Below are 23,146 nucleotides of genomic sequence, written 5' to 3'. Positions count from 1 at the left end.
TTATGTTTATCACACACATTATAACGGAAAATAAGAGACGGTGTCGATTTTTAAAGGATGAAATATTTCTTATTTACGAACGACATCTGGATAAATTCAAGTTAATACGTTATAATTGTTCTTAATTAAGAACAATGAATAGAAAGAAAAAAAGAGGTGAACTATGTACGGATTATTTTTAAGTTTATTAATATTAAACGGCATAGATGGAGTTCTCACTTTTATTGGGTTGAAATTTAATATGATCGAAGAGGCCAATCCGCTTATGTCACTCCTATTCACCCACAATCCATATTTATTTTTAATTATAAAAATTACTCTATCTTTCCTTCTACTCATTTTTCTTATTAGAAAACAAATACCTAATACTAGGTTAGTAAAAATACTATCCATTTTTGCAATTGCTAGTTATTCATATGTAACTTGTCTCCATTTAGTTTGGATTTATTACTGGATTTAACATAAAAAAGGGTCCAAAAAATCAGTCGATACTCATTTTTTGGACAGCCCTGTTATTGTTTTTATTTAATAAAATTCGGTGTTAAGTAAAATAGCCCACCATTAATAATTTCTACTTCTATTTTTGGTTCATATTGTTCCTGTAATGCGATCATTTCCGTTTCGTATACTTCAGGCTTTTCCTCCAAATTCTCGTAAAAGTGATTGAGTAAATTCAAATCCTTTTGCCATCTTTCACGTGCCTCTTCTGCCCATGTATGATCATCGCTAGCAATAAACCCTCTTACGTAATGCTCCAATCTTGATAGCCCACTTTGCGGTTTAATGATTGGTGACATCGTAAAACAAAAGTCCGGAATTTTTGGAGTTACACTAATGTTTTTCATCTTTTCTTGGAATTGTTCGACAATTGCTCCGGAAATTAAATGGATGCCAAGAGATTTCAACATATCTTTTTTACGGTCACATTTATATGATATTTTCAAGTTTACATTTAACCAAGGGTGTAGTGCTAAATGTCCGTTAGGTGGGACTGTTTTTACATGTTCATAAAGACGAATGTAGTTACCTAATTTTCTCGTTGATTCAAAAATTTGACGAAGGCGAGGAGAGCCGAAATGAACGACATCTCCTTTAATATCATCAGGTGCTTCATTTTGATTCGTTATTAGCGTCAATTTCATTGGATTCGGAACGCCACCTGTTTTCTCTAAATAATGCCAGTAAAAGGGGCGATTCATTAATTCTTTATCCATTTCAATCGTCAGTTGCACGGTTAAATGGTGTTGCTCGTTTTCGATAATTTCGCAATTATTCGCAGTGAAATATCGTTCTAAATAATTATGAATCTCCTGCTGCTGCATGATTTAGTGACTCCTTTCGTAACTGATCGGCAAATTGGATTACCGATGATAAGTTTTCCATTTTAATTTTCATTTCTCCTTCAGACTTAGAGTTAAGAAGAATGTCTTCCATCTGATCTTCAAAATCTTTAATATCAAGCTTAGATAAAATTTCATCAAGCTCTCCAATAACCCGTTCGAATAGATGGATTTTTTCATATAATAGCTTTAAAATGTGTTCTTCCACGGTGTTTTTCGTTGCAAAGTTATAAATATGAACATCTTTTTCTTGCCCCAATCTGTGAATCCTACCAATTCGTTGCTCTAATCTCATCGGATTCCAAGGCAAGTCATAGTTAATAATATGGTTGCAAAATTGAAGGTTAATACCCTCACCACCAGCTTCGGTCGCAATTAATACTTGTACTCTGTTTTTAAAGAGCTCTTTCATCCAATCTTTTTTTCCTCGTTTAAATCCCCCGCGGAACGGTACAGACGTAATCCCATTTTGTTGAAGAAACCATTGTAAATAAAGCTGTGTTGCACGGTATTCCGTAAAAATAATAACTTTATCATCAATTTTTTGGATTAATTCTAATACTTTCTGAGCTTTAGAGTTTTCAGCTACTGCATCAATTTTTTCTTTTATATTATGAAGTACTGCTGGAACTTCATAATTTGGATCTTCTTTTGTCTTGCGCTCAACCATGTTTTTTAATGTGAAAAATACGGCTTCTCGACTACTACACGCTTCTCGCTGCAATGTCAAAATGGAAAATTGACTCGTAATAGGAAGTTCTTCATTATGCTTTAAATCACAAATTGTTTGATAAAGCTGTTGTTCTTGTTCGTTGAATTCTATTATGCAAGACTCCACATGTCGTTTTGGCCAATCAATACCTGTATCACCACGACGGTTTCGTATCATAACTTTATTCACTAGCTCTTTTAAATACTCATCATTTTCGAGTTTTCTCTCTTTCGCTTGGAATATTTCCTCAAAGTATTGTTCGCTTCCTAAATGTCCAGGCTTTAATAAAGAAACTAGGTTAAATATTTCTTCGACTTTATTTTGAATAGGTGTAGCTGTTAATAATAAACAAAACTTCTTTTTTAGCGCTTGCACAAACTCATAGTTTTTTGTTTTATTATTTTTTAGTTTATGAGCCTCATCAATAATGACCATATCGTATTGTTGTTCGAATATAATATCACGATGAGGGTTTCTTTTTGCGGTATCAATAGAAGAAACAACTACGTCACATTGTTCCCAAACATAGCTTTTTTTCTGGGCAATTGCAGGTATATAAAATTTTTGATTTAATTCAATCGCCCATTGCGAAACGAGTGATGCAGGTACTAATATTAGTACTTTTTTTACAAGGCCACGAATCATATATTCTTTTAGTACTAGACCAGCTTCAATCGTTTTGCCGAGCCCTACTTCATCAGCTAAAATTGCTTTTCCGTTCATTTCACCCACTACTTTTTTAGCTACTTCTAATTGATGGGGCAATGGAGTTAAGTTTGGTAAATAATTAGGAGCTTGTAACCCTTCAAACTGTTCAATCGCCATATGCTCCTCTGCTTCTAGTGCAAGCTGAAATAAATCAAAGTTCGACCAAGGACCATCATCCTCCATTCTTTTCATTAAATCTTCTTGCCAACTCGAGTCGAAGCTTATTTCTAAATTCATTGAAGAGCATCCTTTCTATATAAAAAATATTTTTTTACTGTAAATTTAATAATATGCTTATATGTAATCGTTTGCTTCGGAGAAAAGACGAACTTTATACTAGTAAAAAAATAAAAACGTTAAGGGATTTATTGTTGCCTTTTTATTAGTGTAAGTGGTAGGATAATAGTGAGTATTCGATAGAATGTTACAAATATTTATTTACTAATTTGATACATTCTATTATGACCCATTTTATCGTTAAATATGTAGCGAATGATGGCAAGGGGAGAGACTGTCAGTTTTAACAGCACCGAAGGAGCAAGCAAATTATTTGTGAATCTCTCAGGTAAAAAGACTCTTGCTGGACGCAACTCTGGAGAGCGTTCCATTATTAGGGAACCACCAAAGGGGAAAGCCTTTATTCGATACGAATAGGGTAAACTTTCAGGTGCAAGGACAGAGAACTCACTTTTACAAGGGGGGTTTCTGTCCTTTTTTGTTTTTATTAAAGAAACAAAAATCTCTATCAAATTGTTTAAAAAATGTAAATCTTTTAAAAATGTGAAGGGGGCCAAATCTGTGTCACAATTAAGTAGAACTCCAATATTTGACCTGTACAAAGAGTACGGAGGTAAGACAATCGATTTTGGCGGATGGGAATTGCCTGTCCAGTTTTCAAGTATTAAAGAAGAACACGAAGCGGTCCGTACGAAAGCTGGATTGTTCGATGTATCCCACATGGGCGAAATTGAAGTAAAAGGTACAGGAAGTCTTCGCTTTTTACAAAAAATGATGACAAATGACGTTTCCACAATGAAAGACGGTGGAGCGCAATATACAGCAATGTGCTATCCAAATGGTGGTACAGTAGATGATTTATTAATATATAAAAAGGCGGACAACGACTATTTACTAGTTGTTAATGCTGCGAATACAGATAAAGATTATGAATGGTTAATAGAACATATAACGGAAGATGTTGAAATAGTAAACATCTCTAGTAACGTTGCACAATTAGCACTTCAAGGTCCACTAGCAGAACAAACATTACAAAAGCTAACAGAGACTGATTTATCACAAATTAAGTTTTTTAAATTTATAGATGGTGTTAAAGTTGCTGGAGAAACTACATTAGTTTCTAGAACTGGCTATACAGGAGAAGACGGTTTTGAAATTTACTGTTCAAACGAGGCAGCTCCGAAACTATGGTCAGCTATTTTAGAAGCTGGTAAAGAATTGGGTGTACTTCCTATTGGTCTTGGTGCAAGAGATACACTTCGTTTTGAAGCAAATCTTGCTCTTTACGGTCAAGAATTATCAAAAGACATCACTCCAATTGAAGCAGGAGTTGGTTTTGCTGTTAAACCGAATAAAGAGGAAGATTTTCTCGGAAAAGCAGTTTTAAAAGAACAAAAAGAAAATGGTGCACCTCGTAAACTAGTTGGTATCGAAATGATCGATAAAGGAATTCCACGTCATGGCTATGAAGTATTTGTGGGTGATGAGAAAATTGGTGAAATCACTACCGGTACTCAATCACCAACATTAGGGAAAAATATTGGTTTAGCATTATTAAAAGCTGAATTCACAGAGCTTGGTCGTGAAGTAGAAGTACAAGTGAGAAAGAAACGTTTAAAAGCAGTGATTATAAAAACTCCATTTTATAAACGTCCGAAAAATTAAGGGGGAAGCTAACATGAAACATCGTTATTTACCGATGACAGAGACTGACCAAAAAGAAATGTTAGAAACAATTGGTGTTACATCAATTGATGAATTGTTTGCTGATATTCCAGAAAAAGTTCGATTTCAAGGAGAACTTAACATAAAAAAAGCAAAACCTGAAACGGAATTAATGAAGGAATTGCAGCAACTTGCAGATCAAAACAAAAACTTAAAGCAATATACATCATTTTTAGGTGCTGGTGTATACGACCATTACATGCCAGTTATTGTGGATCATGTTATTTCTCGTTCCGAGTTCTACACTGCTTATACGCCATACCAGCCTGAGATTTCTCAAGGTGAATTACAAGCCATTTTTGAATTCCAAACGATGATTTGTGAATTAACAGGAATGGAAGTAGCGAACTCTTCTATGTACGATGGAGCAACATCGTTGGCGGAAGCAGCAATGCTATCATGCGGTCAAACTCGAAAGAAAAAAGTATTAATTTCTAGCGCAGTTCATCCAGAATCGAAAGATGTTGTAAAATCGTACGCAAGTGGTCAATACGTAGAAGTAGTAGAGGTCCCTTCTGTTGACGGTGTAACAGACCTTGAATCTTTAAAAGAGTTAATGGATAGTGACGTGGCAGCAGTACTTGTTCAATATCCTAACTTCTTTGGACAAATCGAAAAACTGAAAGATATTGAAGAAATAGTACATGCAGAAAAAGCTATGTTCGTTGTTTCGTCTAACCCACTTTCTTTAGGTGCGTTAACACCTCCAGGTAAACTAGGGGCAGATATCGTTGTTGGAGATGCGCAACCATTCGGTATTCCAACACAATTCGGTGGACCACATTGTGGTTACTTTGCTGTAACATCTAAATTAATGAGAAAAGTACCTGGCCGTTTAGTAGGTCAAACAGTAGATGAAAAAGGTCAACGAGGCTTCGTATTAACATTACAAGCGCGTGAACAACATATTCGTCGAGATAAAGCGACTTCTAATATTTGTTCAAATCAAGCATTAAATGCACTAGCTGCATCTGTTGCGATGACAGCCCTTGGGAAACAAGGTGTAAAAGATATGGCTACCCAAAATATACAAAAAGCTCATTATGCGAAACAACAGCTTGAGCAGCGCGGTGTTCAAATAGCATTTTCGGGACCATTCTTCAACGAGTTTGTAGTGAGCTTAAATAAACCAATTGAAGAAATAAATGAACATTTACTCTCTAAAGGAATTATTGGAGGATATGATTTAGGTCAAACGGATCCAAACTTGAAAAATCACATGTTAATTGCCGTAACTGAACTACGTACAAAAAATGAGATTGATACACTTGTGAAAGAATTGGGGGATGGCAATGAATAAGCAAGGAAACCAACCGTTAATTTTTGAACTATCGAAAGAAGGCCGAATTGGCTACAGCTTGCCGGAAATGGACGTTCCAACTATTAATGTGGAAGACGTTATTCCTGCCGATTATATACGCCAAGAAGAACCAAATTTACCAGAAGTATCTGAGCTAGATATTATGCGCCATTACACAGCACTATCTAACCGAAACCACGGTGTAGATTCTGGCTTCTATCCACTTGGATCTTGTACAATGAAGTATAATCCGAAAATCAATGAAAACGTAGCTCGTTTTGCTGGATTTGCTCATATTCACCCGTTACAACATGAAAGCACAGTTCAAGGTGCGCTAGGGTTAATGTATGACCTTCAACAACATTTAAAAGAAATTACTGGGATGGATGAAGTGACACTTCAACCAGCTGCTGGTGCACACGGTGAGTGGACTGGATTAATGATGATTCGTGCGTATCACGAGAATAATGGTGATACAAATCGTACGAAAGTTATCGTTCCGGATTCTGCACACGGTACGAACCCAGCTTCAGCGACTGTTGCAGGGTTTGAAACTATCACAGTAAAATCCGACGAAAATGGATTAGTAGATTTAGAAGATTTAAGACGTGTTGTTGGTCCAGATACGGCAGCATTAATGTTAACGAACCCGAACACACTAGGACTATTTGAAGAGAATATTTTAGAAATGGCAGAAATTATCCACGGTGTTGGCGGTAAATTATATTACGACGGTGCTAACTTAAACGCTGTTTTAAGTAAAGCTCGTCCTGGAGATATGGGATTTGACGTTGTTCACTTAAACTTGCATAAAACATTCACTGGCCCTCATGGTGGTGGTGGTCCAGGTTCTGGTCCAGTTGGAGTGAAAGCTGACTTAATTCCGTATCTTCCTAAACCATTAGTTGTCCAACGCGAAAATGGTGAGTATGGCTTTGATTATGATCGTCCACAATCCATCGGTCGTGTAAAACCTTATTACGGAAACTTCGGCATTAACGTTCGTGCATACACATACATCCGTACAATGGGTCCAGATGGCTTAAAAGCTGTAACAGAATATGCTGTACTAAATGCGAACTACATGATGCGTCGTTTAGCGGAACATTATGATCTACCATTTGATCGTCATTGTAAGCATGAGTTCGTTCTATCAGGGAAGCGCCAAAAGAAACTAGGAGTACGTACGCTTGATATCGCGAAACGTTTACTAGACTTTGGCTATCATCCACCAACAATCTACTTCCCGCTTAACGTGGAAGAGTGTATTATGATTGAGCCGACTGAAACAGAGTCTAAAGAAACGCTAGATGAATTCATTGAAGCGATGATTCAAATTGCAAAGGAAGCAGAAGAAAACCCAGAAATCGTTCAAGAAGCACCACATACTACTGTAATTGGTCGCTTAGACGAGACGATGGCTGCGCGTAAACCAATATTACGTTATCAACCAGAATAATAAAGAAGACCGAGTGATCGGTCTTCTTCTTTTATATGTGAAGGTAGGCATCTTTTCAGGGACATTAGAGATGGCTTATAAACATTTGTGTTGAGGCTAAAACATTGAGTGTTATTCTTCATAAAACGTACTAAAATCAATTATAATAAAGTAAGCGTAATCATTTATTAAAGGAGATGAGTCAAAATGTACTATGAACAAACCAAACAGATTCGACAAGATTTATTACATAATATTGAGAAATTAAATGAGCAAGACCTTATTAAAAAACTCGACGGGTGGACGATAGGAGAAATATTAGAGCACTTATATCTTACTGAAAGGAAATTTGTTGGCATTATAAAGGAAGCTGTAGCAATACAAATGAATCAGAAAGAAAAAGCTAACCCCGATTTTGACTTGTCTTTTCTTATGGACCGTACGCGTAAGATTAGTGCTCCTAATGACATTTGTCCAACAGGTAATACGTATGGCAAAAATGAATTAATCCAATTATTAAGTGAATCAAGGGAAGAACTAGATGAGTTTGTAAGATCAACTCCATCCAATGATTGGAACCAGTATACTAGTCCCCACCGATGGATGGGGGAATTAACAGTTGGAAAGTGGATTGAACTAATCGGTTTTCATGAAAAACGCCATATACATCAAATAGAAGAAATATTACAATCATCGAAATAACAAAAGACTGCTCAAGGTTTTGAGCAGTCTTATAATATTTGTAATTACAATTTTACTTTGTTACGTCTAGCTCCGGCGGCTAGGTCCGGCTCAAACTTCGCTTTTCCTCCGTACGATAAGTCAACATCAGCTCTCTATCGTTCGCTGTGTTTCCTTTATCTCCTGCGGAAAAGCTCCAGTTTGATTGGACCTGAACGAGCCGCCTCCGCTTTTGTTCGTCTAGCTCCGGCGCATTGACCCTATCAAACTTCCCGTTCCGTCCGTGCGATAAGTCAACATCGACTCAACTAACGTTTCCCAAAGTGTTTCCTTTATCTCCTACCGGAACAGTCCAGTTTGTACGGGTCAGGGCGATGCGCCTCCGCCTTTGTAATTATTTCGTTTTAATCTTTCCTGTCCATTTTTTAAATCCGCCTTGTAATTGGTAAAGCTCTTTATAGCCTTTACGATGCAGCATTTGTGCTGCACGGCCACTACGCATAGAGTTTTGACAATAGAAATAAACTGGTTTGTCAGGACGGATCTCATTCATACGCATTTTTAACTGAGATAACGGAATATTTCTAGCACCTAAAATATGGCCACCATCAAATTCCTTCGGTTCTCTTATATCAATTAACTGTGCTTTACGGTACCCTGCACGGAATTCTTCCTCAGATAGTGTTTTTAATATTTTTCTTTGATAGAAATAAACAATAACAGAATAGATAATAATCGCAACTACTATTCCAAGTAAAACATATAATGATGTCAACGTATTCAACCCCTCTTTTCTATGTGTACTAAATAATTATATAAAAGGTTGTCGAAAAAGTCATCTTCTAACTAAAAATTTTGCGAGTTAGTATATCTTTTGCTAGACTTACATTATATACATAGTAAGAGAGGAAAACATAAATGGCGAAAGAAACTTGGAGATATATTGATTCTGGCAACCAATCCCCATTTTTTAATATGGCTCTTGATGAGGCCTTATTAGATTGGCATAGTGAAGGGAAAATCCCTCCTACCATTCGATTTTACGGATGGAACCCACCTACGCTTTCGATTGGCTACTTTCAAAAGGTAGATAAAGAAATTAACATGGATGCAGTCAAACAAAATACGTTAGGGTTTGTAAGAAGACCAACGGGTGGACGAGGTGTTTTACATGACAAAGAATTAACATATAGCGTTATTGTGTCCGAAGAACATCCAGAAATGCCTAAAACTGTTACAGAAGCTTATCGAGTCATTTCAGAAGGCATATTAGAAGGGTTTAAACAGCTTGATTTGGACGCTTATTTTGCCATTCCGAGAACTGAGGAAGAAAAAGATGGATTGAAAAATCCCCGGTCAGCAGTATGCTTTGATGCGCCTTCATGGTACGAGTTAGTTGTTGAAGGTAGAAAAGTAGCAGGAAGTGCCCAAACGAGGCAAAAAGGTGTTATTTTACAACATGGCTCGATTTTACTAGATATAGATGAAGATTTGTTGTTTAGTCTTTTTGTATATCCCAACGATCGTGTAAAAGAACGAATGAAACGGAATTTTAAAAATAAAGCAGTTGCAATTAATGCTTTAAGAAAAACTCCTGTTTCGATGGAAGAAGCTAAAATAGCTTTTAAAGAAGGATTTGAAAAAGGGTTAAACATTCATCTAGAACGTTATGAACTTTCTGAAAGTGAAATACAATATGTAGAAAAGCTAGCAAATGAAAAATACGCTACAAAAGAATGGAATTTTAAAAGGTAACGAGTTAATTCTCGGTACCTTTTTATTTTTACCGTCGTTAACATGATTACAATTAAAAGTAAACATGTTTTGACGAAAAAAATATTTATTTTTATTTTGGATATCGATTTCGAGAAAGCTTGATACATCAAGTTATTAATAGTAGTGGATATTTTTCAACCTACAAAATATCGCAAAATTCGTCATGAAAAGGATTAAATCTTAATTTCTCTCATTTTATCTCTGTTTTTTTATTATTTAGCGATTTGACAAATAGAGAAATAGTAGGTCTTGAATCAATATGTTGTGTTCTTGTTGATAAAATATATACTATATATAGTTGTTTTATGTTGAAAGTTCATCAATAGATGTGTTATTTTATGATTATACTTTTAAATAGTCATATAGAAGATTAGTAGAATAAGGAGTTGTGATGATGGTTATATCACTTAATGAACAATCAAAGCTGAATAGAGAGAAATTAAATAAAGATATTCAGCAATTCCCTCAAGTACATGAAATTACTGACGACATGAAGCTTACTCATAAAGGTGTTTCTCGTTTAGTAATGTTAGATAGATACGCTTTTAAAGATACAGAAAAGCGTACACTGTCGGAAGGCGACTTTGTTGTGCTAACGATAAAAGAAGATCCAAAATTCCCAGCAAGAGGATTAGGATTTATACAAAGTATAGATTGGACTACCAATAAAGCAAAAGTTTTAGTAGAAGAAGAATATCGTGGTGTACTATCAAAAGAAGTAGAAATAGAAACAGGAATCGTAGAACGGTCTCTTGATGTTATTGAAAAACCTCTTGAGATCTTCTACGAACAAATTGCAAAAAGAAATGCAACAGGTTTAGCATCAGTAGAAAAAACGGAAGAAAAACGTAAAGAATGGACTGAGAAGTTTTACCAGGAGCTAGTATCAATGAACTTTGTACCAGCTGGGCGCGTATTATATGGGGCTGGCTCAGGCACGGAAGTTACATTCTTTAACTGTTACGTAATGCCTTTCGTTCAAGATTCACGTGAAGGTATTTCCGAGCACCGTAAACAAGTTATGGAAATCATGAGCCGTGGTGGCGGTGTAGGTACAAACGGATCGACACTTCGTCCAAGAAATACACTAGCTCGCGGTGTAAACGGTAAATCATCTGGTTCTGTTTCATGGTTAGATGACATTGCTAAACTTACACATCTTGTTGAGCAAGGTGGATCCAGACGCGGAGCTCAAATGATCATGTTAGCCGACTGGCATCCTGATATTATTGAGTTCATTATTTCAAAAATGCAAAATCCTAGAATACTACGTTATTTAATTGAAAACACAAACGATGAAGGTATAAAAAAGGCAGCGGAAGATAAGCTGAAATTTACACCGTTAACTCTACAAGAAGAGTCAATGTATCAAGGTATTGTAAATTACAAACATATTCCTGGATACGGTGGTTTCAGTGAAGGGATTATTAGAGATGCAGAACTTAAGTTAAGAGAAGGCGGAACATACTCTGTTCACAATTCGGAGTTCTTAACAGGAGCAAACATTTCCATCTGCTTAACAAAAGAGTTCATGGAAGCAGTTGATACCGATAGTGAGTACGACCTTCGTTTCCCAAGTGTTGAAAACTATTCCAAAGAAGAAATGGAACACTACAACAACGAATGGCATCAAGTAGGTGACGTTCGTGAGTGGGAAAAGCAAGGTCACGGCGTACGTGTGTATCGCACAATTAAAGCTCGTGAACTGTGGAATTTAGTTAATATTTGTGCAACATACTCCGCAGAACCAGGAATTTTCTTCATGGATAATGCGAATGACATGACAAATGCAAAAGCATACGGTCAACAAGTTGTAGCAACTAATCCATGTGGAGAACAGCCGCTAGCTCCTTACTCTGTATGTAACTTAGCAGCGGTAAACCTTGCTGAAATGGCAAATAAAGAAACAAAAACAGTCGACTTCGAAAAACTAAAGCGTACAGTAGAAGTCGGAGTAAGAATGCAAGATAACGTTATTAATGCAACACCTTACTTCTTAGAAGAAAACAAAAAGCAAGCGTTAGGAGAAAGACGTGTTGGTTTAGGTGTTATGGGGTTACATGATCTTCTCATTTACTGTGAATCTGTTTACGGTTCAGATGAAGGTAACAAATTAGTTGATGAAGTATTTGAAACGATCGCAACAACTGCATACCGCGCTTCGATTGAGCTTGCGAAAGAAAAAGGTAGCTTCCCATTCTTAGTTGGCGAAACAGAGGAAGAGACAGCTAAATTACGTGAGGCGTTTACACAAACTGGTTTCATGAGTAAAATGCCTGAAGATGTTAAAGAAAACATTAAAGCTTATGGAATCCGTAACTCTCACTTGTTAACTGTTGCTCCTACAGGTTCTACTGGAACGATGGTTGGAGTATCGACAGGATTAGAGCCATACTTCTCCTTCTCTTATTTCCGTAGTGGTCGTTTAGGGAAGTTCATGGAAGTAAAAGCTGATATCGTTCAAGAATATTTAGATCGTCATCCTGAAGCTAATCCAGAGGAATTACCGGAGTGGTTTATTTCCGCAATGGAATTATCCCCAGAGGCGCACGCGGATGTTCAATGTATTATCCAAAATTGGATTGATAGCTCTATTAGTAAAACAGTTAATGCTCCTAAAGGATATTCAGTAGATCAAGTAAAGAAAGTATACGAGCGTCTATATAAAGGTGGTGCAAAAGGTGGTACGGTTTACGTGGATGGTAGCCGTGACACACAAGTTCTAACTTTAAAAGCAGAGGAAAACTTTGCTGGAGATGTAACAGAACAATTAGAGATGGTGGAAGAAGAGAAAAAGCCAGTAGTACTAGTTGAAACAATTCATGACCTGCGCTCGACTAATGTTACTTTCGGTTCTGAAGTTGGTAACACTTGCCCAGTTTGTCGTGTAGGGGAAGTAAAAGAAATTGGCGGCTGTAACACGTGTACGGATTGCGGCGCGCAATTAAAATGTGGTTTATAAACGTTTGAGAAATTAAGTAGCTCGTCCTAACGAAAAAAGATGTTAGGACGAGCTACTTTTTTAAAAGTAATATTCCAAATTGTGGTATTATTAAAACTGCAATTAAATTACATATAAGATGAAGTAACGGAGGGAATATGAGTTTAATACTGTTATATGTATACAAAATGATAGAGTATATGGTAATTGCTGTCCCTTTTTATATAATAGGTAGATTTGTTTATATGAAAAGGAAAAAACAACAAGCAAGTGTAGGGCGAGAGTTGCTATTAGGCTTTTTTTCTCTTTACATCATTGCAGTAGCATCCCAAACGATTATTCCAAAATGGGATGCGGGGATTATTAGTTCGACGGGAGAATTTTATTTTAATGTACAATGGTCAAATGAAATAGCTAGCGTCAATATCATCCCGTTTCGGACACTTTTCCTATATCTTCAAGCAAATCCTAACATAGACAATTGGAGTAGTTTATCAATGGTTAATATATTTGGGAATATGTTTGTTTTTACACCGATTGGAATTTTCGTTCCTCTTCTTTATCGAAGAGTGCGTTCGCTTAAAAAGATATCAGTAGTTGCTCTAGCGGTTACATGTTTCATCGAAATAACACAATTATTTATCGGACGAAGTACAGATATTGATGATGTTATTTTGAACACAATTGGAGTTATGATTGGTTATGGGATGTTTGTCTTTATTAAAAGGAAGATTAATAGGAGATTAAAGGGGAATAAGAAAGTTTGGGGATAGGGAAATATACAGTAAATAAAAGACTAGAATACTAGATGTTCATTCTAGTCTTATTGCACCACAATCATCTGAATTCTATCGGTCATTTATGCTCTTTTCGTGCAAAAATTCCTTCACTTGTTCTATCGTTAAGCCAATTTCTTTCGCGATTAAAAGAAGCTCAATCCAGTCTGGGTCTAGCATATCATAACTTTTTTCCTTTACCGTTTCCATTCAAATCATCCCCAATATTAAAGGCTAGTAAAACAACCTAAGCACAGTCTTTCTCTAGTAGAAACGAAATATGTTATTTAACTTGCAACCCGTATAATAAAAGATCAACAATTTCTCTTGCTAATTCCTCAGGCTTTTTTTTATCTTGAAACAAATAAGTGGCAGTAAGACGTTCCATAATACCAACTAAACTCTCTGCAACCGTACGCATTTCCACATTCGTCCGAAAGTATCCATCTCTCTGTTCAGACTCTAAGTTTTCCGTGATTAGCTGGACAATATCATTTTTTATCTCTTCTGCATCATCAGACAGATAAAGTCCAATTTTAGTTAAGCTTCGATTGTCATAAAAAAATTGAAAAATTGCAGTTAAGCCGATGGCAATTCTTCCTGGAAGGGAATCTAATTCTAGCCCTGTTTCTAGTCGGCTTTTTTTCGTAAGGAGAGCAAATTTGTTTCGAAACAAGCCAACTAATTCCTGAAATATTGCTTCTTTACTAGGAAAATAAAGATAAAAGGTAGGTTGCGTAACTCCAGCTTTTTTCACAATTGTGCTTATTTTCGTTGAGAAATATCCATGTTCTGCAAATTCATCAGCTGCTATCGATAGTAATTGAGCCTTACTATGCTCGCCACTGGAACCTTGCTTACGGCCCCTTTTTCCCATTATGTAAACCCTCATTCCATTATATTACTCAAGAGTATTATCTTATAAGAAGTTTAATCTCGTCAAGTTGTTTTTTACAAAATATTTCAAATAGTTCATAATAATGTTAAAGTTCGATTAGAAGTAAGAGGTACAAGAACAAATAACTTTAAATGATAATTAATGAACTTTTTTTAAAGAGAGGTTTTAAAAGTGAAAATTATTAAAGATAAGAAAAGAAGTTTCGATTTGGAACAGTTCCTAGCTAAGCCTTTGTTCGCGCATTTGTCGACAGTCGAAGAGGACTTTCCAAGAGATTCCCCAGTTTGGTTTCTTTGGAATAATAACATACTTTGGATTATAGGGACTTCTTCCGATAGTTTTCCAAAGAGAATAAGGGTAAATAGAAACTGTGCTATCGGTATCGTAGATTTCGACGTGAAAACCGGTCTCGTATTGCATGCGGGTTTTAGAGGTGTTGCCACTGTTGAGCCATTTAATCATACAATTGCAAATCGATTGTTGGCGAAATATTTAGGAGAGAATATGGAACAATGGGATCCACGATTTAAACATTTGGATGACAGTAATGTTTTAATACGTTTCAAACCTGAGACGGTAGTGGTTAGAGATCAATCATATAGTATTAACTAATCGTATAGTTGATTTATAATTAATATTCGATATAAGACTAGAAGAAATTCTATAATTCCTTCCCGCGTTTTGCCATGTATAAGAATTAGTGTTCTCCCACCTCCACGGTATATATAACATCTGTTTAGGTGGGAGATAACGGTTTATTCTAATGGTTTTTATTAACAACCCTCTACTGAAAAGTTAACTAATTGTTCCAGGTGAGACAATTGTTACTTTTACATTCGTTTTAATTTCAGCATCCTTTAGAACCTTGTTCCAGTTTTCTTTTGTCCAGTTGCTACTATTTCGTACTTTTACTTTTTCTCCTAACCCAATTGGATCAATTTCTAACTCTTGAAAGTGCTTAATTACTTTTCTTAGCTGTTCATTCAGCTGCTCGCTCACTTTTTGTTCTAATTCCACTTGGTTTTGTAACGTATCCAACTTTTTATGCCCCTCGTAGTCAATTACACTTCCGTTAACAAATAAATTAGTTGAAATAGTTAAGTTTTGTAAATCTCCATTTGTTTCAATTAATATTCGGGTTTTGACAAATCGTAATGTCGTAACCCCTTCATTTAATGAAATGCTCATATCAGGAATGTTTCTTCTTTTTTTTAATGCTTCTACTAATTTTGCTTCTTCGGGACTTATAGTGGAAATAAATTTATCCCCTTTAAATAATGCTACTCTCGTAATTTTTAGCGAGTTTTCATTGATTACTTCTAAGTAAGGGGTGGTAGGATCTGAGATATTGTCTGTAAGCCGATAAATAAAATCATGTATTGTAGTAAAAGGATTAAACGCGACTGCTATTCTCGGTGTTAATAGTTCATTAAGGTACACATTAATTTCAGGCTTGTCTTCATATGGTAGCGAGAGAGCTTCTTCAGCAGAACCACTAATAACAGCGACGAACACATTAGCCCCGACGTTAGGATCTCTATAAAGATGTTCAATCGTCTCCCAAATTCCAACTTTAGCGGCATACTCCTCACTAAACAATAATACCCTTAATTGAGCTAGTGATAGTATTTTTTCAGATATTGTTGACATTTCTAACACTGCCTGATGTGGAACTTCCACTGTTGATGTCCCTTGCTGTACTTTTTCTTTTTCTTCCTCTCTCGTAGGAGAAAGTGTCATAGTTACTTTTACTTGTCTTTCATCAACATAATCAAAACCCATTATCCCAACCATCCCTAAATCTTCTATAACCGGATACTCTACATTTGGATTTTGACAACTAACTACAATAGGTAATAACAAAAAGGCGATAAGAAGTTTCGGTTTCAAGAAGTGAACCCTCCTTTACGAGAAGATTTATCCATTATATTTTTTAATAAATAAGTGATCATTAATAGATAAGGGATAGCTAACATAAAGTACCCATAAAAAATATTCCATTCATCGAAAAGAAGTAGTTGTATTTGGAAGGGAATAGGGCCGTTAAATAGTATCCATGATAGAAAAGCGACTGCGTAAAGATGCCAAGTACGATTTTTATTTTTGGAGAAAATAGCATCAAATCCCTTTTTAGAGATCCATAAATACGCTGCAGAAGTAGATAAAATTAAAAATGCCCAAAGTGAGGTGCCGAAAACCTCTACTCTTTCTATAAACGGTAGTTTTACAGCTTGAAATAGATTAAGTAGAGGAAATAGCAAATTAGTAAGCTGCCATTCAGAAAAGTAAACTACGCTAGCTAGCGATATAATAACGTATATAATAACTACAATCCAAATACCAATGCTAGCATGTAGAAATGCCCTTTTTTGATCCATGATATAGGGAAAGAAAAATGCTAATATGCCAAAACCGAAAAACGCTTCAAATCCATAATGGATAGACTTGCCCCATTCCAATAAACTTACTTCCCATGTAGGAATAACATTAACCCAGTGCCCAGCTTGAAATGCCCACTTTGTAAAAATCATCATCCAGGCTGTAAAGAAAAAAGAAAACATACAAAACCGAGCAATAGATTTTATTCCCCCTAGGACAATGGTGACTAATGGAATGTAAAGAGCAATAGACATAAATGATACTGTATAATTCGGTAATGCAACCGTTTGGACTAGTCTTAAGTATGAATGAATTACATTACCTACTTGTAAAATTCCATAAAATATAATTAATAAATGAACAATTGTCCCTAAAATTTTCCCCCATAGTTTCTCAATAACAATAAAAAAAGGGTCATTTGGGAATTTTCTTCCTATATAGACAATTGGGAAAATAGAAATATTGGCAATAACACCTAACAAAAAGGGGACAATCCATTGGTTGTTTCCGACATTACTAATGTCCTTTGGAAGGGTTAAAAGCCCAATTCCGATCATAATATTTTGTACGAGGAATATAACATGGTACTTATTGAGTTTTTTAAATCTTCCCTTGTCCATGGACATTACTCCTCATCTAGTGGTTTAACAAGATCTTTTTTTGCTCGTGAAATTCCAGGTCTCTTTGTCATATACTTAACCGGCGCTCGGAGAACACTATTTAATAAATCAGACCATTTTCTTGGAATGACTGGCGAAATAAATGGAGAGCCAAGTGACGTTAGGTTGGAAAGGTGATTTATTAACCAAGCGAGTGTTACCATTTGCCCAAACATTCCAAGCACACCTGCAGCAATTATAAATAAATAGCGAATAAGGCGTATTGCGTTACTCATTAAAAAGTTTGGAGATATAAAGGATAGAAGAGCAGTAGTTGCAACTAGTACAATTAATATATTACTTGCAAGTCCAGCCTCTACAGCAGCCGTTCCGATAACAATACCGCCTACAATACCAATTGTTTGTCCAATCTTTGTAGGCATTCTAGAACCAGCCTCCCGAAGTATCTCAATAACTAGTTCAATGATAAGTACCTCTAATACAGGTGGAAAAGGTACTCTCGCCCTTGAATCAGCTAGTATAGATAAGAGTTGCGGAGGCAACATTGCTGGATGAAACGTCAGCACCGAAACATATGTTGACGTGAGTAAAATGGAAACGAAAAATCCAAAAAGGCGTAAAGTCCTTAAAAGTGTTGCAGTCGTCCATCTATTATAAAAGTCTTCCGGTGACATAAACATTTCCATGAACGTAGTTGGTAAAATAGCAACCTCAGGGCTTCCGTTTAATAGTACTAAAATTTTTCCGTTCAAAAGCTCATTTACAGCCCAGTCTGTTCTAACTGTAATTCCAAATTGAGGGAAAGGAGAGAATGGATTATCTTCTAATAGCTGTTTTAGAACTGGCATCCCTATAAACCCATCGTATTCGACATTTTCGAGCCGAACGATAACTCGATCAACATTTTCTTTGTTTGCTAGGTTACCCAAATATACAATGCTCACAGAATTTTTTGTTTCTGTTCCTAAAAAGAAAGATTTGCTTTTTAACTCTGTTGATCGAATCCTTCTCCTAATCAAAGACATATTTGTTTCAATAGATTCTACAAATGCATCTTGTGGCCCTAAGATTGTTGTTTCATTTTCAGGTGCAGTAATGGATCGTTCTGGGGCATTAAACGCTGGAAGTTTATATATAATATTTTCATCCAGACTATTAAATAAAAAGGCAAACCCACTTGCTAGTTCATGAAGTAAAAGACTTTGATCTTGATTATTTATCTTTTCTAGTTTATTTAATTTTTTGAACACGCTAGTGGTAGTCTCACTATCTGAAATAGGATCAATCATTTTCTCTTGGATACTAGAGGCATCGACAATTGAAGAAATATACATTACAGTAAAACAATGGTCTTCGATGCTAATTTCTTTTACAACTAAATCATCTATATTTTCTACCTTCTTAAGAATGGTCTTAAGCGTAACGTTGATAACTTCTGTATTAAATTCTTCTTTCTTTTTTGGCTCTTTAAATTTTCGTTTATATTTTTTCCAATCCAAAGTTTATACCCCTTAATTAACCTATTTACGTTTATATTGACCACCAAAATTCTTTATATTCATATGCTGCTTATTAATACCGCTAATAAAAAGAGGAAGACAATTTATAATACTTGTCTTCCTCAATATATGTTTGTAAGTAATAAGACTATAGAACTTAAACTTGAGATGTTATTATTTTTTATTTGCTTGTCGTCCACTTTTTTTCTGACTTTGTGATTTAGTATTTCCAATTGTGAATTCATTTCCTAACTCTACGTCGTTACTCTTATCATGCTTCTCAATTTGCTCTCGAGTTTGTTCTTTATTTTGTCTTCCTTGATTTGACATTTCACTTACACCTCCGTTTCTTTTTTAATATGTACAATTTGATAGGAAAAAAGCAATTTTAATAAAAAGGAAAGCCAGCAAAATACGAAAAAAATAATTTTATGATAGTATTAAAGTGAATGATTATTAGGAGTGGATAATATGTACAGAACAGTAAACGACTTTTTAGTAGATTGGTCTAACTCATCACACGGTACTTTACGAGTACTTGAGGCGCTAACAGACGAAAAGTTGGATCAATCAATTGTAGAAGGGCACAGTTCACTTGGTTGGTTAGGTTGGCATATTGTAACGAGTACTGCCTTTTTTGCTAATTTAGCGGGGCTAGATGTAAAATCACCTGGCTCAGAAAAATCTGTCCCTACTTCCGCTAATGAAATTGCAAATGCATTTCGCAAAATAATAGATGAGTTAAAATTAGAAGTAGACAGAAAACTAACAGATGAAAAGCTATTAGAAGAAGTTGAAAGTTTTGGTCGTACAACACCAAGAGGAGCTCTTCTTAAAGTTCTTATGGACCACAGTATTCACCACCGTGGACAAATGACTGTATTATTGCGTCAAGCTGGTTTACAAGTTCCAGGTGTTATGGGGCCTACTAAAGAAGATGGATTAGTTAATTAAATTTTTTTCAGATTTAAAACATGATGACAAGTAAGCTCGGGGTTAAACCTCTGGGCTTTTTTTCTTCTAACAATGGGGACGAGGTCAATAACGTATCTTTATAATAAAAAAGAATGTAAATAAAATGAACTTTTTACTCAACACAAAACTCATATAGGGGAGAGAGGTGAGAGCATGAATATCGTTCGGTTAGTGAACAAAGCGAAAAGGGGTAATAAGGAGGCGCTTCTACAATTGATTATGGAGGATAAGGATACATATTACCGACTTGCTTTTAGCTACATGGGGAATTCACATGATGCAATGGATGCAATGGAAGACATGATTGTAAAGATATATGAAAAAATTGATCAATTGAAAAAAGAAGAAGCGTTTTACAGTTGGAGTAAAACAATTCTAGTAAATAGTTGCAAAACGATGCTTCGAAAGAACAAAAAATTAATTTTAATTGATGACTGGAATGAACAGTCAGATGAAATATCTCATGCTTTGACCAGTAACCCTTATTTAAAAAGTGTTCATCAAATGGACATACAGGAAATGCTGCTACAATTAAATAAGCATCAAAAAGAAGCTATTCAACTTAAATATTTTCACGATATGGATTATCAATCAATTGCAACGTTAACAAATGTCTCATTAGGTACAGTGAAATCTAGAATTTTTCAAGGGTTGAAAAAGTTAAGGGAACTACACGGAGGTGAGTGGAATGAGTAACATTGAAGATAAATTAGCGGAAGAAAAAAAACGAATAGACTCTTACACTGCACCTGATGAATTAGAAACTAGATTGAGAGAAGCTTTAAACAAGGCACCAAACAAACAAAAGCAAAATGCTCCTTTATGGAAATTAGTAGCAGTGGCAATGTTTTTTATTGTTATTATAGGTTATCAATATAATGGCTTAGCTTATTATGGAAAAAAACTATTTGGTTTCGATGAAATGATGACAGGCACATTAATGGAATTAAATGAAGAAGGACTTGGACAAATCGTGGACGAAACGGTAACTTTGGTTGATGGAACGAAGCTTACAATAGAAGGTGTTATGGCCGACTCTAATCAACTTATTCTTTATTATTCATTAAATAATCCAAAAGGAATAAAAGATCATATAAGAGATTATTTTCGTTTTTTACCTATTTCAGGCTTTCTGACCAATTCGTTTCCGACATCGGGTACGTTTATTGTTGATGATAATCAAACAGAAATAAAGGGAACACAATCATTTGAACCGGTCAGCCCTTTTGCGAAAAAATTGACGGTCAACTTTCAACAAGGTATGAACAACAACCAAACAGTAGAAGAATTCGTGACTATTCCATATAATCCGAACAAAGCGTTACAAACGGAAATTAAACAATCTATTAATAAAGCGATAAAAGTCGATAAGGGGACGATTACGTTTCAAACGATTAGGGCAACACCTACTATGACAGTTGTGGAAGGGAAATTAAATGTTGAAAATTTTGACCGTGTTCCTGATGCTTTATGGGGTATTCAATTATACGCGAACGGAAAAGAGGTTACGTCATTAGGTGGGGGATATCAATCATCTTTACTAGGAAGAAAATTCTCTCTAAATTACGATGCACTACCAAAAGGTCTCCACTCATTGGAGCTAAAAATTAATGAGTTTGCCGGTTACGAAAATGTTGATAAAAAATTAGCGCTAGCGACTAATAACAACCCTACAATGTTAAACGAAAAAGAATTATGGATACAAGATATCAATACAACATCAGAAATGGTAGAAATAACAATTAGAACAGATAATGATGTAATGTTAGATGGTGTTTCGATTGAAACAGAGGAAGAAGTAACCCCTTTAAAAACTATTGTGAGACAATCATATGTAAAATTAGAAGACGGTCAGCAAATGAAAGAAAGGACGTTATTATTTGAAGCGAATACTGAACCGGAATTTATATATATTAACGGGATGCATTTCATGAAGGAGTATGGCGATATGATAGAAATACCCGTTGATTAAGGAATAGAAAAAGAGAAGCAATCTACACGTTTGCTTCTCTTCTTGTTATAAAACTCTCTTTACACCTATTAATACACTTCTCCAATAGGTGTTAATAGTAGAAATTTGTACTTTTTTCCCTTGGCGGTAAGTGTGTAACATTTTATTGTTTCCTATATAAATTGCTACGTGTCCGATTCGATGAATACCTTTTTTCTTCCGTCTAGTAGTCGTTGAAATAAATAAAAGATCTCTATTAGTTATTTTATAATTATTTGCCGATTGTATTTAACCACTCCTTCAGCTTTGCTTTTTGGTAATATACCTTCCCATTTAATAGAATGTGAGGAATGTGTGGGTACTCACTAATTAATTGTTTCGCATCCTCCTTCGTCACTCCTAAAAAGTAGTGTACGTTATTTTCTTTAATAAGCTCATGATCATCGTCTTCTTCAATAGTTTCTATTAATGATTTCGAATTTGGGGACTGGAAATTTTTTAGTCCTTCTCCAATAAAATAACCTGCAGTTGCAATGCCAATAGCAATAAATAAAAATTCCATATACATACCTCCATTGTCTTAATAATCTATACGATCAAATTTTAAAAAGGTTTCAAAAAACAGCAGTGTTGAAAACTGCCACATATCAGCTTGTCAGCAAAGAAAAGTTCATGTATCATTTTAATTAAAAGCTTGTTTCGGACCACAGATTAGATGGAGGGGATATCATGCCAACACCGAGCATGGAGGATTACATAGAACAGATATATTTACTAATAGAAGCGAAAGGATATGCGAGAGTTTCAGATATAGCAGAAGCCCTAGCGGTTCACCCCTCATCAGTTACGAAAATGGTACAAAAATTAGATAAAGATGATTACTTAGTGTATGAAAAATATAGAGGCCTTATATTAACATCGAAGGGCAAAAAGATTGGTAAACGGTTAGTTGCACGTCATGAACTTTTGGAACAGTTTTTACGAATTATTGGGGTTGAAGAAGAAAACATATATAATGATGTGGAAGGAATTGAGCATCATTTAAGTTGGAATGCTATTGATCGAATAGGGGATCTAGTACAATATTTTGAAGATAATAAAATTCGGGTCGAAGAGTTAGAACAAATTCAAAAACAGAATGAAAATAATTAGTAGTGGAATGTCCCAAGTGTTAGTAGAACTGACTTTTG

Annotated in this window: 24 protein-coding genes and 2 riboswitches; of the genes, 13 read left to right on the top strand and 11 right to left on the bottom strand. The window is 35.4% G+C overall.

Annotated elements, in window-relative coordinates; all coding sequences use genetic code 11:
* Positions 1 to 163 precede the first annotated feature (163 nt).
* Entirely contained in the window at positions 164 to 460 is a 297-nt protein-coding gene (locus O1A01_RS17645; RefSeq protein WP_270064603.1) for a DUF5658 family protein, read from the top strand.
* A gap of 61 nt (positions 461 to 521) precedes the next feature.
* On the opposite strand, the gene O1A01_RS17640 is transcribed toward O1A01_RS17645, so the two are convergent.
* Positions 522 to 1,322, bottom strand: coding sequence for a YqhG family protein (locus O1A01_RS17640; protein ID WP_270064602.1), 801 nt, complete (start codon positions 1,320 to 1,322; stop codon positions 522 to 524).
* Complete coding sequence (locus O1A01_RS17635; protein ID WP_270064601.1) at positions 1,300 to 2,997, bottom strand: DEAD/DEAH box helicase; 1,698 nt, start codon at positions 2,995 to 2,997, stop codon at positions 1,300 to 1,302. The genes O1A01_RS17640 and O1A01_RS17635 overlap by 23 nt, the downstream gene beginning before the upstream one ends.
* A gap of 255 nt (positions 2,998 to 3,252) precedes the next feature.
* Positions 3,253 to 3,347: riboswitch (glycine riboswitch) on the top strand.
* Between the two features lie 3 nt (positions 3,348 to 3,350).
* Positions 3,351 to 3,441, top strand: a riboswitch (glycine riboswitch).
* A gap of 117 nt (positions 3,442 to 3,558) precedes the next feature.
* Between O1A01_RS17635 and gcvT the strand changes: the two genes are divergently transcribed.
* The 4 genes from gcvT (at position 3,559) to O1A01_RS17615 (ending at position 8,162) form a co-directional block, all read left to right on the top strand.
* Positions 3,559 to 4,662 carry a glycine cleavage system aminomethyltransferase GcvT gene (gene gcvT, locus O1A01_RS17630; RefSeq protein WP_066416494.1) on the top strand — a complete coding sequence of 368 codons (1,104 nt, stop codon included), beginning with the start codon at positions 3,559 to 3,561 and terminating at the stop codon, positions 4,660 to 4,662.
* A gap of 13 nt (positions 4,663 to 4,675) precedes the next feature.
* The gene (gcvPA, locus tag O1A01_RS17625; protein WP_270064600.1) at positions 4,676 to 6,022 is read left to right on the top strand and encodes an aminomethyl-transferring glycine dehydrogenase subunit GcvPA; all 1,347 of its coding nucleotides are present in this window, start codon (positions 4,676 to 4,678) and stop codon (positions 6,020 to 6,022) included.
* Positions 6,015 to 7,481, top strand: coding sequence for an aminomethyl-transferring glycine dehydrogenase subunit GcvPB (gene gcvPB, locus O1A01_RS17620; protein ID WP_270064599.1), 1,467 nt, complete (start codon positions 6,015 to 6,017; stop codon positions 7,479 to 7,481). The genes gcvPA and gcvPB overlap by 8 nt, the downstream gene beginning before the upstream one ends.
* A 186-nt stretch (positions 7,482 to 7,667) precedes the next feature.
* On the top strand, positions 7,668 to 8,162 hold the full coding sequence (locus O1A01_RS17615) for a DinB family protein (RefSeq protein WP_270064598.1): 495 nt from the start codon (positions 7,668 to 7,670) through the stop codon (positions 8,160 to 8,162).
* Positions 8,163 to 8,535: 373 nt separating this feature from the next.
* On the opposite strand, the gene O1A01_RS17610 is transcribed toward O1A01_RS17615, so the two are convergent.
* Positions 8,536 to 8,916 carry a rhodanese-like domain-containing protein gene (locus O1A01_RS17610; RefSeq protein WP_270064597.1) on the bottom strand — a complete coding sequence of 127 codons (381 nt, stop codon included), beginning with the start codon at positions 8,914 to 8,916 and terminating at the stop codon, positions 8,536 to 8,538.
* A 143-nt stretch (positions 8,917 to 9,059) separates the two neighbouring features.
* Between O1A01_RS17610 and O1A01_RS17605 the strand changes: the two genes are divergently transcribed.
* The 3 genes from O1A01_RS17605 to O1A01_RS17595 all read left to right on the top strand — a co-directional run bounded on the left by O1A01_RS17605 (position 9,060) and on the right by O1A01_RS17595 (position 13,631).
* Positions 9,060 to 9,896, top strand: a complete 837-nt coding sequence (locus tag O1A01_RS17605; protein ID WP_270064596.1) for a lipoate--protein ligase family protein — start codon at positions 9,060 to 9,062, stop codon at positions 9,894 to 9,896.
* Between the two features lie 415 nt (positions 9,897 to 10,311).
* Positions 10,312 to 12,879, top strand: coding sequence for a vitamin B12-dependent ribonucleotide reductase (locus O1A01_RS17600; protein WP_066418527.1), 2,568 nt, complete (start codon positions 10,312 to 10,314; stop codon positions 12,877 to 12,879).
* Between the two features lie 137 nt (positions 12,880 to 13,016).
* The gene (locus tag O1A01_RS17595) at positions 13,017 to 13,631 is read left to right on the top strand and encodes a VanZ family protein (RefSeq protein ID WP_066418520.1); all 615 of its coding nucleotides are present in this window, start codon (positions 13,017 to 13,019) and stop codon (positions 13,629 to 13,631) included.
* Between the two features lie 75 nt (positions 13,632 to 13,706).
* On the opposite strand, the gene O1A01_RS17590 is transcribed toward O1A01_RS17595, so the two are convergent.
* Together O1A01_RS17590 and O1A01_RS17585 are read right to left on the bottom strand one after the other, a co-directional pair.
* Entirely contained in the window at positions 13,707 to 13,844 is a 138-nt protein-coding gene (locus O1A01_RS17590; protein ID WP_270064595.1) for an anti-repressor SinI family protein, read from the bottom strand.
* A gap of 73 nt (positions 13,845 to 13,917) precedes the next feature.
* Positions 13,918 to 14,511, bottom strand: a complete 594-nt coding sequence (locus O1A01_RS17585) for a TetR/AcrR family transcriptional regulator (protein WP_066418518.1) — start codon at positions 14,509 to 14,511, stop codon at positions 13,918 to 13,920.
* A 192-nt stretch (positions 14,512 to 14,703) separates the two neighbouring features.
* On the opposite strand from O1A01_RS17585, the gene O1A01_RS17580 reads away from it, so the two are divergent.
* Positions 14,704 to 15,144: a pyridoxamine 5'-phosphate oxidase family protein gene (locus O1A01_RS17580; protein WP_066418515.1), complete on the top strand. Its 441-nt coding sequence runs from the start codon at positions 14,704 to 14,706 to the stop codon at positions 15,142 to 15,144.
* 183 nt (positions 15,145 to 15,327) lie between these two features.
* Here the strand turns inward: O1A01_RS17580 and O1A01_RS17575 are convergent, their stop codons facing one another.
* The 4 genes from O1A01_RS17575 to O1A01_RS17560 all read right to left on the bottom strand — a co-directional run bounded on the left by O1A01_RS17575 (position 15,328) and on the right by O1A01_RS17560 (position 19,360).
* Positions 15,328 to 16,422 carry a Ger(x)C family spore germination protein gene (locus tag O1A01_RS17575; protein ID WP_066418509.1) on the bottom strand — a complete coding sequence of 365 codons (1,095 nt, stop codon included), beginning with the start codon at positions 16,420 to 16,422 and terminating at the stop codon, positions 15,328 to 15,330.
* Positions 16,419 to 17,531 carry a GerAB/ArcD/ProY family transporter gene (locus O1A01_RS17570; RefSeq protein ID WP_270064594.1) on the bottom strand — a complete coding sequence of 371 codons (1,113 nt, stop codon included), beginning with the start codon at positions 17,529 to 17,531 and terminating at the stop codon, positions 16,419 to 16,421. Before O1A01_RS17570 ends, O1A01_RS17575 begins: the two co-directional genes overlap by 4 nt.
* 5 nt (positions 17,532 to 17,536) lie before the next feature.
* A complete protein-coding gene (locus O1A01_RS17565) occupies positions 17,537 to 19,030 on the bottom strand; it encodes a spore germination protein (protein ID WP_066418502.1) in 1,494 nt (497 codons plus the stop codon).
* 174 nt (positions 19,031 to 19,204) lie between these two features.
* Positions 19,205 to 19,360: a hypothetical protein gene (locus tag O1A01_RS17560; RefSeq protein WP_270064593.1), complete on the bottom strand. Its 156-nt coding sequence runs from the start codon at positions 19,358 to 19,360 to the stop codon at positions 19,205 to 19,207.
* A 141-nt stretch (positions 19,361 to 19,501) separates the two neighbouring features.
* On the opposite strand from O1A01_RS17560, the gene O1A01_RS17555 reads away from it, so the two are divergent.
* The 3 genes from O1A01_RS17555 to O1A01_RS17545 all read left to right on the top strand — a co-directional run bounded on the left by O1A01_RS17555 (position 19,502) and on the right by O1A01_RS17545 (position 21,977).
* Positions 19,502 to 19,984: a DinB family protein gene (locus tag O1A01_RS17555; protein ID WP_270064592.1), complete on the top strand. Its 483-nt coding sequence runs from the start codon at positions 19,502 to 19,504 to the stop codon at positions 19,982 to 19,984.
* 174 nt (positions 19,985 to 20,158) lie between these two features.
* Positions 20,159 to 20,701 carry a sigma-70 family RNA polymerase sigma factor gene (locus O1A01_RS17550; RefSeq protein ID WP_066418496.1) on the top strand — a complete coding sequence of 181 codons (543 nt, stop codon included), beginning with the start codon at positions 20,159 to 20,161 and terminating at the stop codon, positions 20,699 to 20,701.
* The gene (locus O1A01_RS17545) at positions 20,694 to 21,977 is read left to right on the top strand and encodes a DUF4179 domain-containing protein (RefSeq protein WP_066418494.1); all 1,284 of its coding nucleotides are present in this window, start codon (positions 20,694 to 20,696) and stop codon (positions 21,975 to 21,977) included. The genes O1A01_RS17550 and O1A01_RS17545 overlap by 8 nt, the downstream gene beginning before the upstream one ends.
* 45 nt (positions 21,978 to 22,022) lie before the next feature.
* Here O1A01_RS17545 and O1A01_RS17540 read toward each other — a convergent pair whose 3' ends face one another.
* Together O1A01_RS17540 and O1A01_RS17535 are read right to left on the bottom strand one after the other, a co-directional pair.
* Entirely contained in the window at positions 22,023 to 22,163 is a 141-nt protein-coding gene (locus tag O1A01_RS17540; RefSeq protein ID WP_235858206.1) for an NlpC/P60 family protein, read from the bottom strand.
* A gap of 64 nt (positions 22,164 to 22,227) precedes the next feature.
* Positions 22,228 to 22,518 carry a hypothetical protein gene (locus tag O1A01_RS17535; protein WP_066418491.1) on the bottom strand — a complete coding sequence of 97 codons (291 nt, stop codon included), beginning with the start codon at positions 22,516 to 22,518 and terminating at the stop codon, positions 22,228 to 22,230.
* A 167-nt stretch (positions 22,519 to 22,685) separates the two neighbouring features.
* On the opposite strand from O1A01_RS17535, the gene mntR reads away from it, so the two are divergent.
* Positions 22,686 to 23,108: a transcriptional regulator MntR gene (gene mntR, locus O1A01_RS17530; RefSeq protein ID WP_066418489.1), complete on the top strand. Its 423-nt coding sequence runs from the start codon at positions 22,686 to 22,688 to the stop codon at positions 23,106 to 23,108.
* Positions 23,109 to 23,146: the final 38 nt, after the last annotated feature.

It is taken from the genome of Sutcliffiella sp. NC1 (assembly GCF_027594365.1).
GTDB lineage: Bacteria > Bacillota > Bacilli > Bacillales > Bacillaceae_I > Sutcliffiella > Sutcliffiella cohnii.
The sequence above is the reverse complement of the archived record's forward strand: the minus strand, read 5'-3'. Positions and strand labels throughout refer to the sequence as shown.

Coding starts and splice junctions, on each gene's coding strand:
- O1A01_RS17645 (WP_270064603.1), top strand. CDS start 164: ATGTACGGATTATTTTTAAGTTTATTAATATTAAACGGCATAGATGGA.
- O1A01_RS17570 (WP_270064594.1), bottom strand. CDS start 17,531: ATGGACAAGGGAAGATTTAAAAAACTCAATAAGTACCATGTTATATTC.
- O1A01_RS17535 (WP_066418491.1), bottom strand. CDS start 22,518: ATGGAATTTTTATTTATTGCTATTGGCATTGCAACTGCAGGTTATTTT.
- O1A01_RS17635 (WP_270064601.1), bottom strand. CDS start 2,997: ATGAATTTAGAAATAAGCTTCGACTCGAGTTGGCAAGAAGATTTAATG.
- mntR (WP_066418489.1), top strand. CDS start 22,686: ATGCCAACACCGAGCATGGAGGATTACATAGAACAGATATATTTACTA.
- O1A01_RS17550 (WP_066418496.1), top strand. CDS start 20,159: ATGAATATCGTTCGGTTAGTGAACAAAGCGAAAAGGGGTAATAAGGAG.
- O1A01_RS17605 (WP_270064596.1), top strand. CDS start 9,060: ATGGCGAAAGAAACTTGGAGATATATTGATTCTGGCAACCAATCCCCA.
- O1A01_RS17615 (WP_270064598.1), top strand. CDS start 7,668: ATGTACTATGAACAAACCAAACAGATTCGACAAGATTTATTACATAAT.
- O1A01_RS17560 (WP_270064593.1), bottom strand. CDS start 19,360: ATGTCAAATCAAGGAAGACAAAATAAAGAACAAACTCGAGAGCAAATT.
- O1A01_RS17555 (WP_270064592.1), top strand. CDS start 19,502: ATGTACAGAACAGTAAACGACTTTTTAGTAGATTGGTCTAACTCATCA.
- O1A01_RS17590 (WP_270064595.1), bottom strand. CDS start 13,844: ATGGAAACGGTAAAGGAAAAAAGTTATGATATGCTAGACCCAGACTGG.
- O1A01_RS17595 (WP_066418520.1), top strand. CDS start 13,017: ATGAGTTTAATACTGTTATATGTATACAAAATGATAGAGTATATGGTA.
- O1A01_RS17585 (WP_066418518.1), bottom strand. CDS start 14,511: ATGGGAAAAAGGGGCCGTAAGCAAGGTTCCAGTGGCGAGCATAGTAAG.
- gcvPA (WP_270064600.1), top strand. CDS start 4,676: ATGAAACATCGTTATTTACCGATGACAGAGACTGACCAAAAAGAAATG.
- gcvPB (WP_270064599.1), top strand. CDS start 6,015: ATGAATAAGCAAGGAAACCAACCGTTAATTTTTGAACTATCGAAAGAA.
- O1A01_RS17545 (WP_066418494.1), top strand. CDS start 20,694: ATGAGTAACATTGAAGATAAATTAGCGGAAGAAAAAAAACGAATAGAC.
- O1A01_RS17640 (WP_270064602.1), bottom strand. CDS start 1,322: ATGCAGCAGCAGGAGATTCATAATTATTTAGAACGATATTTCACTGCG.
- O1A01_RS17600 (WP_066418527.1), top strand. CDS start 10,312: ATGGTTATATCACTTAATGAACAATCAAAGCTGAATAGAGAGAAATTA.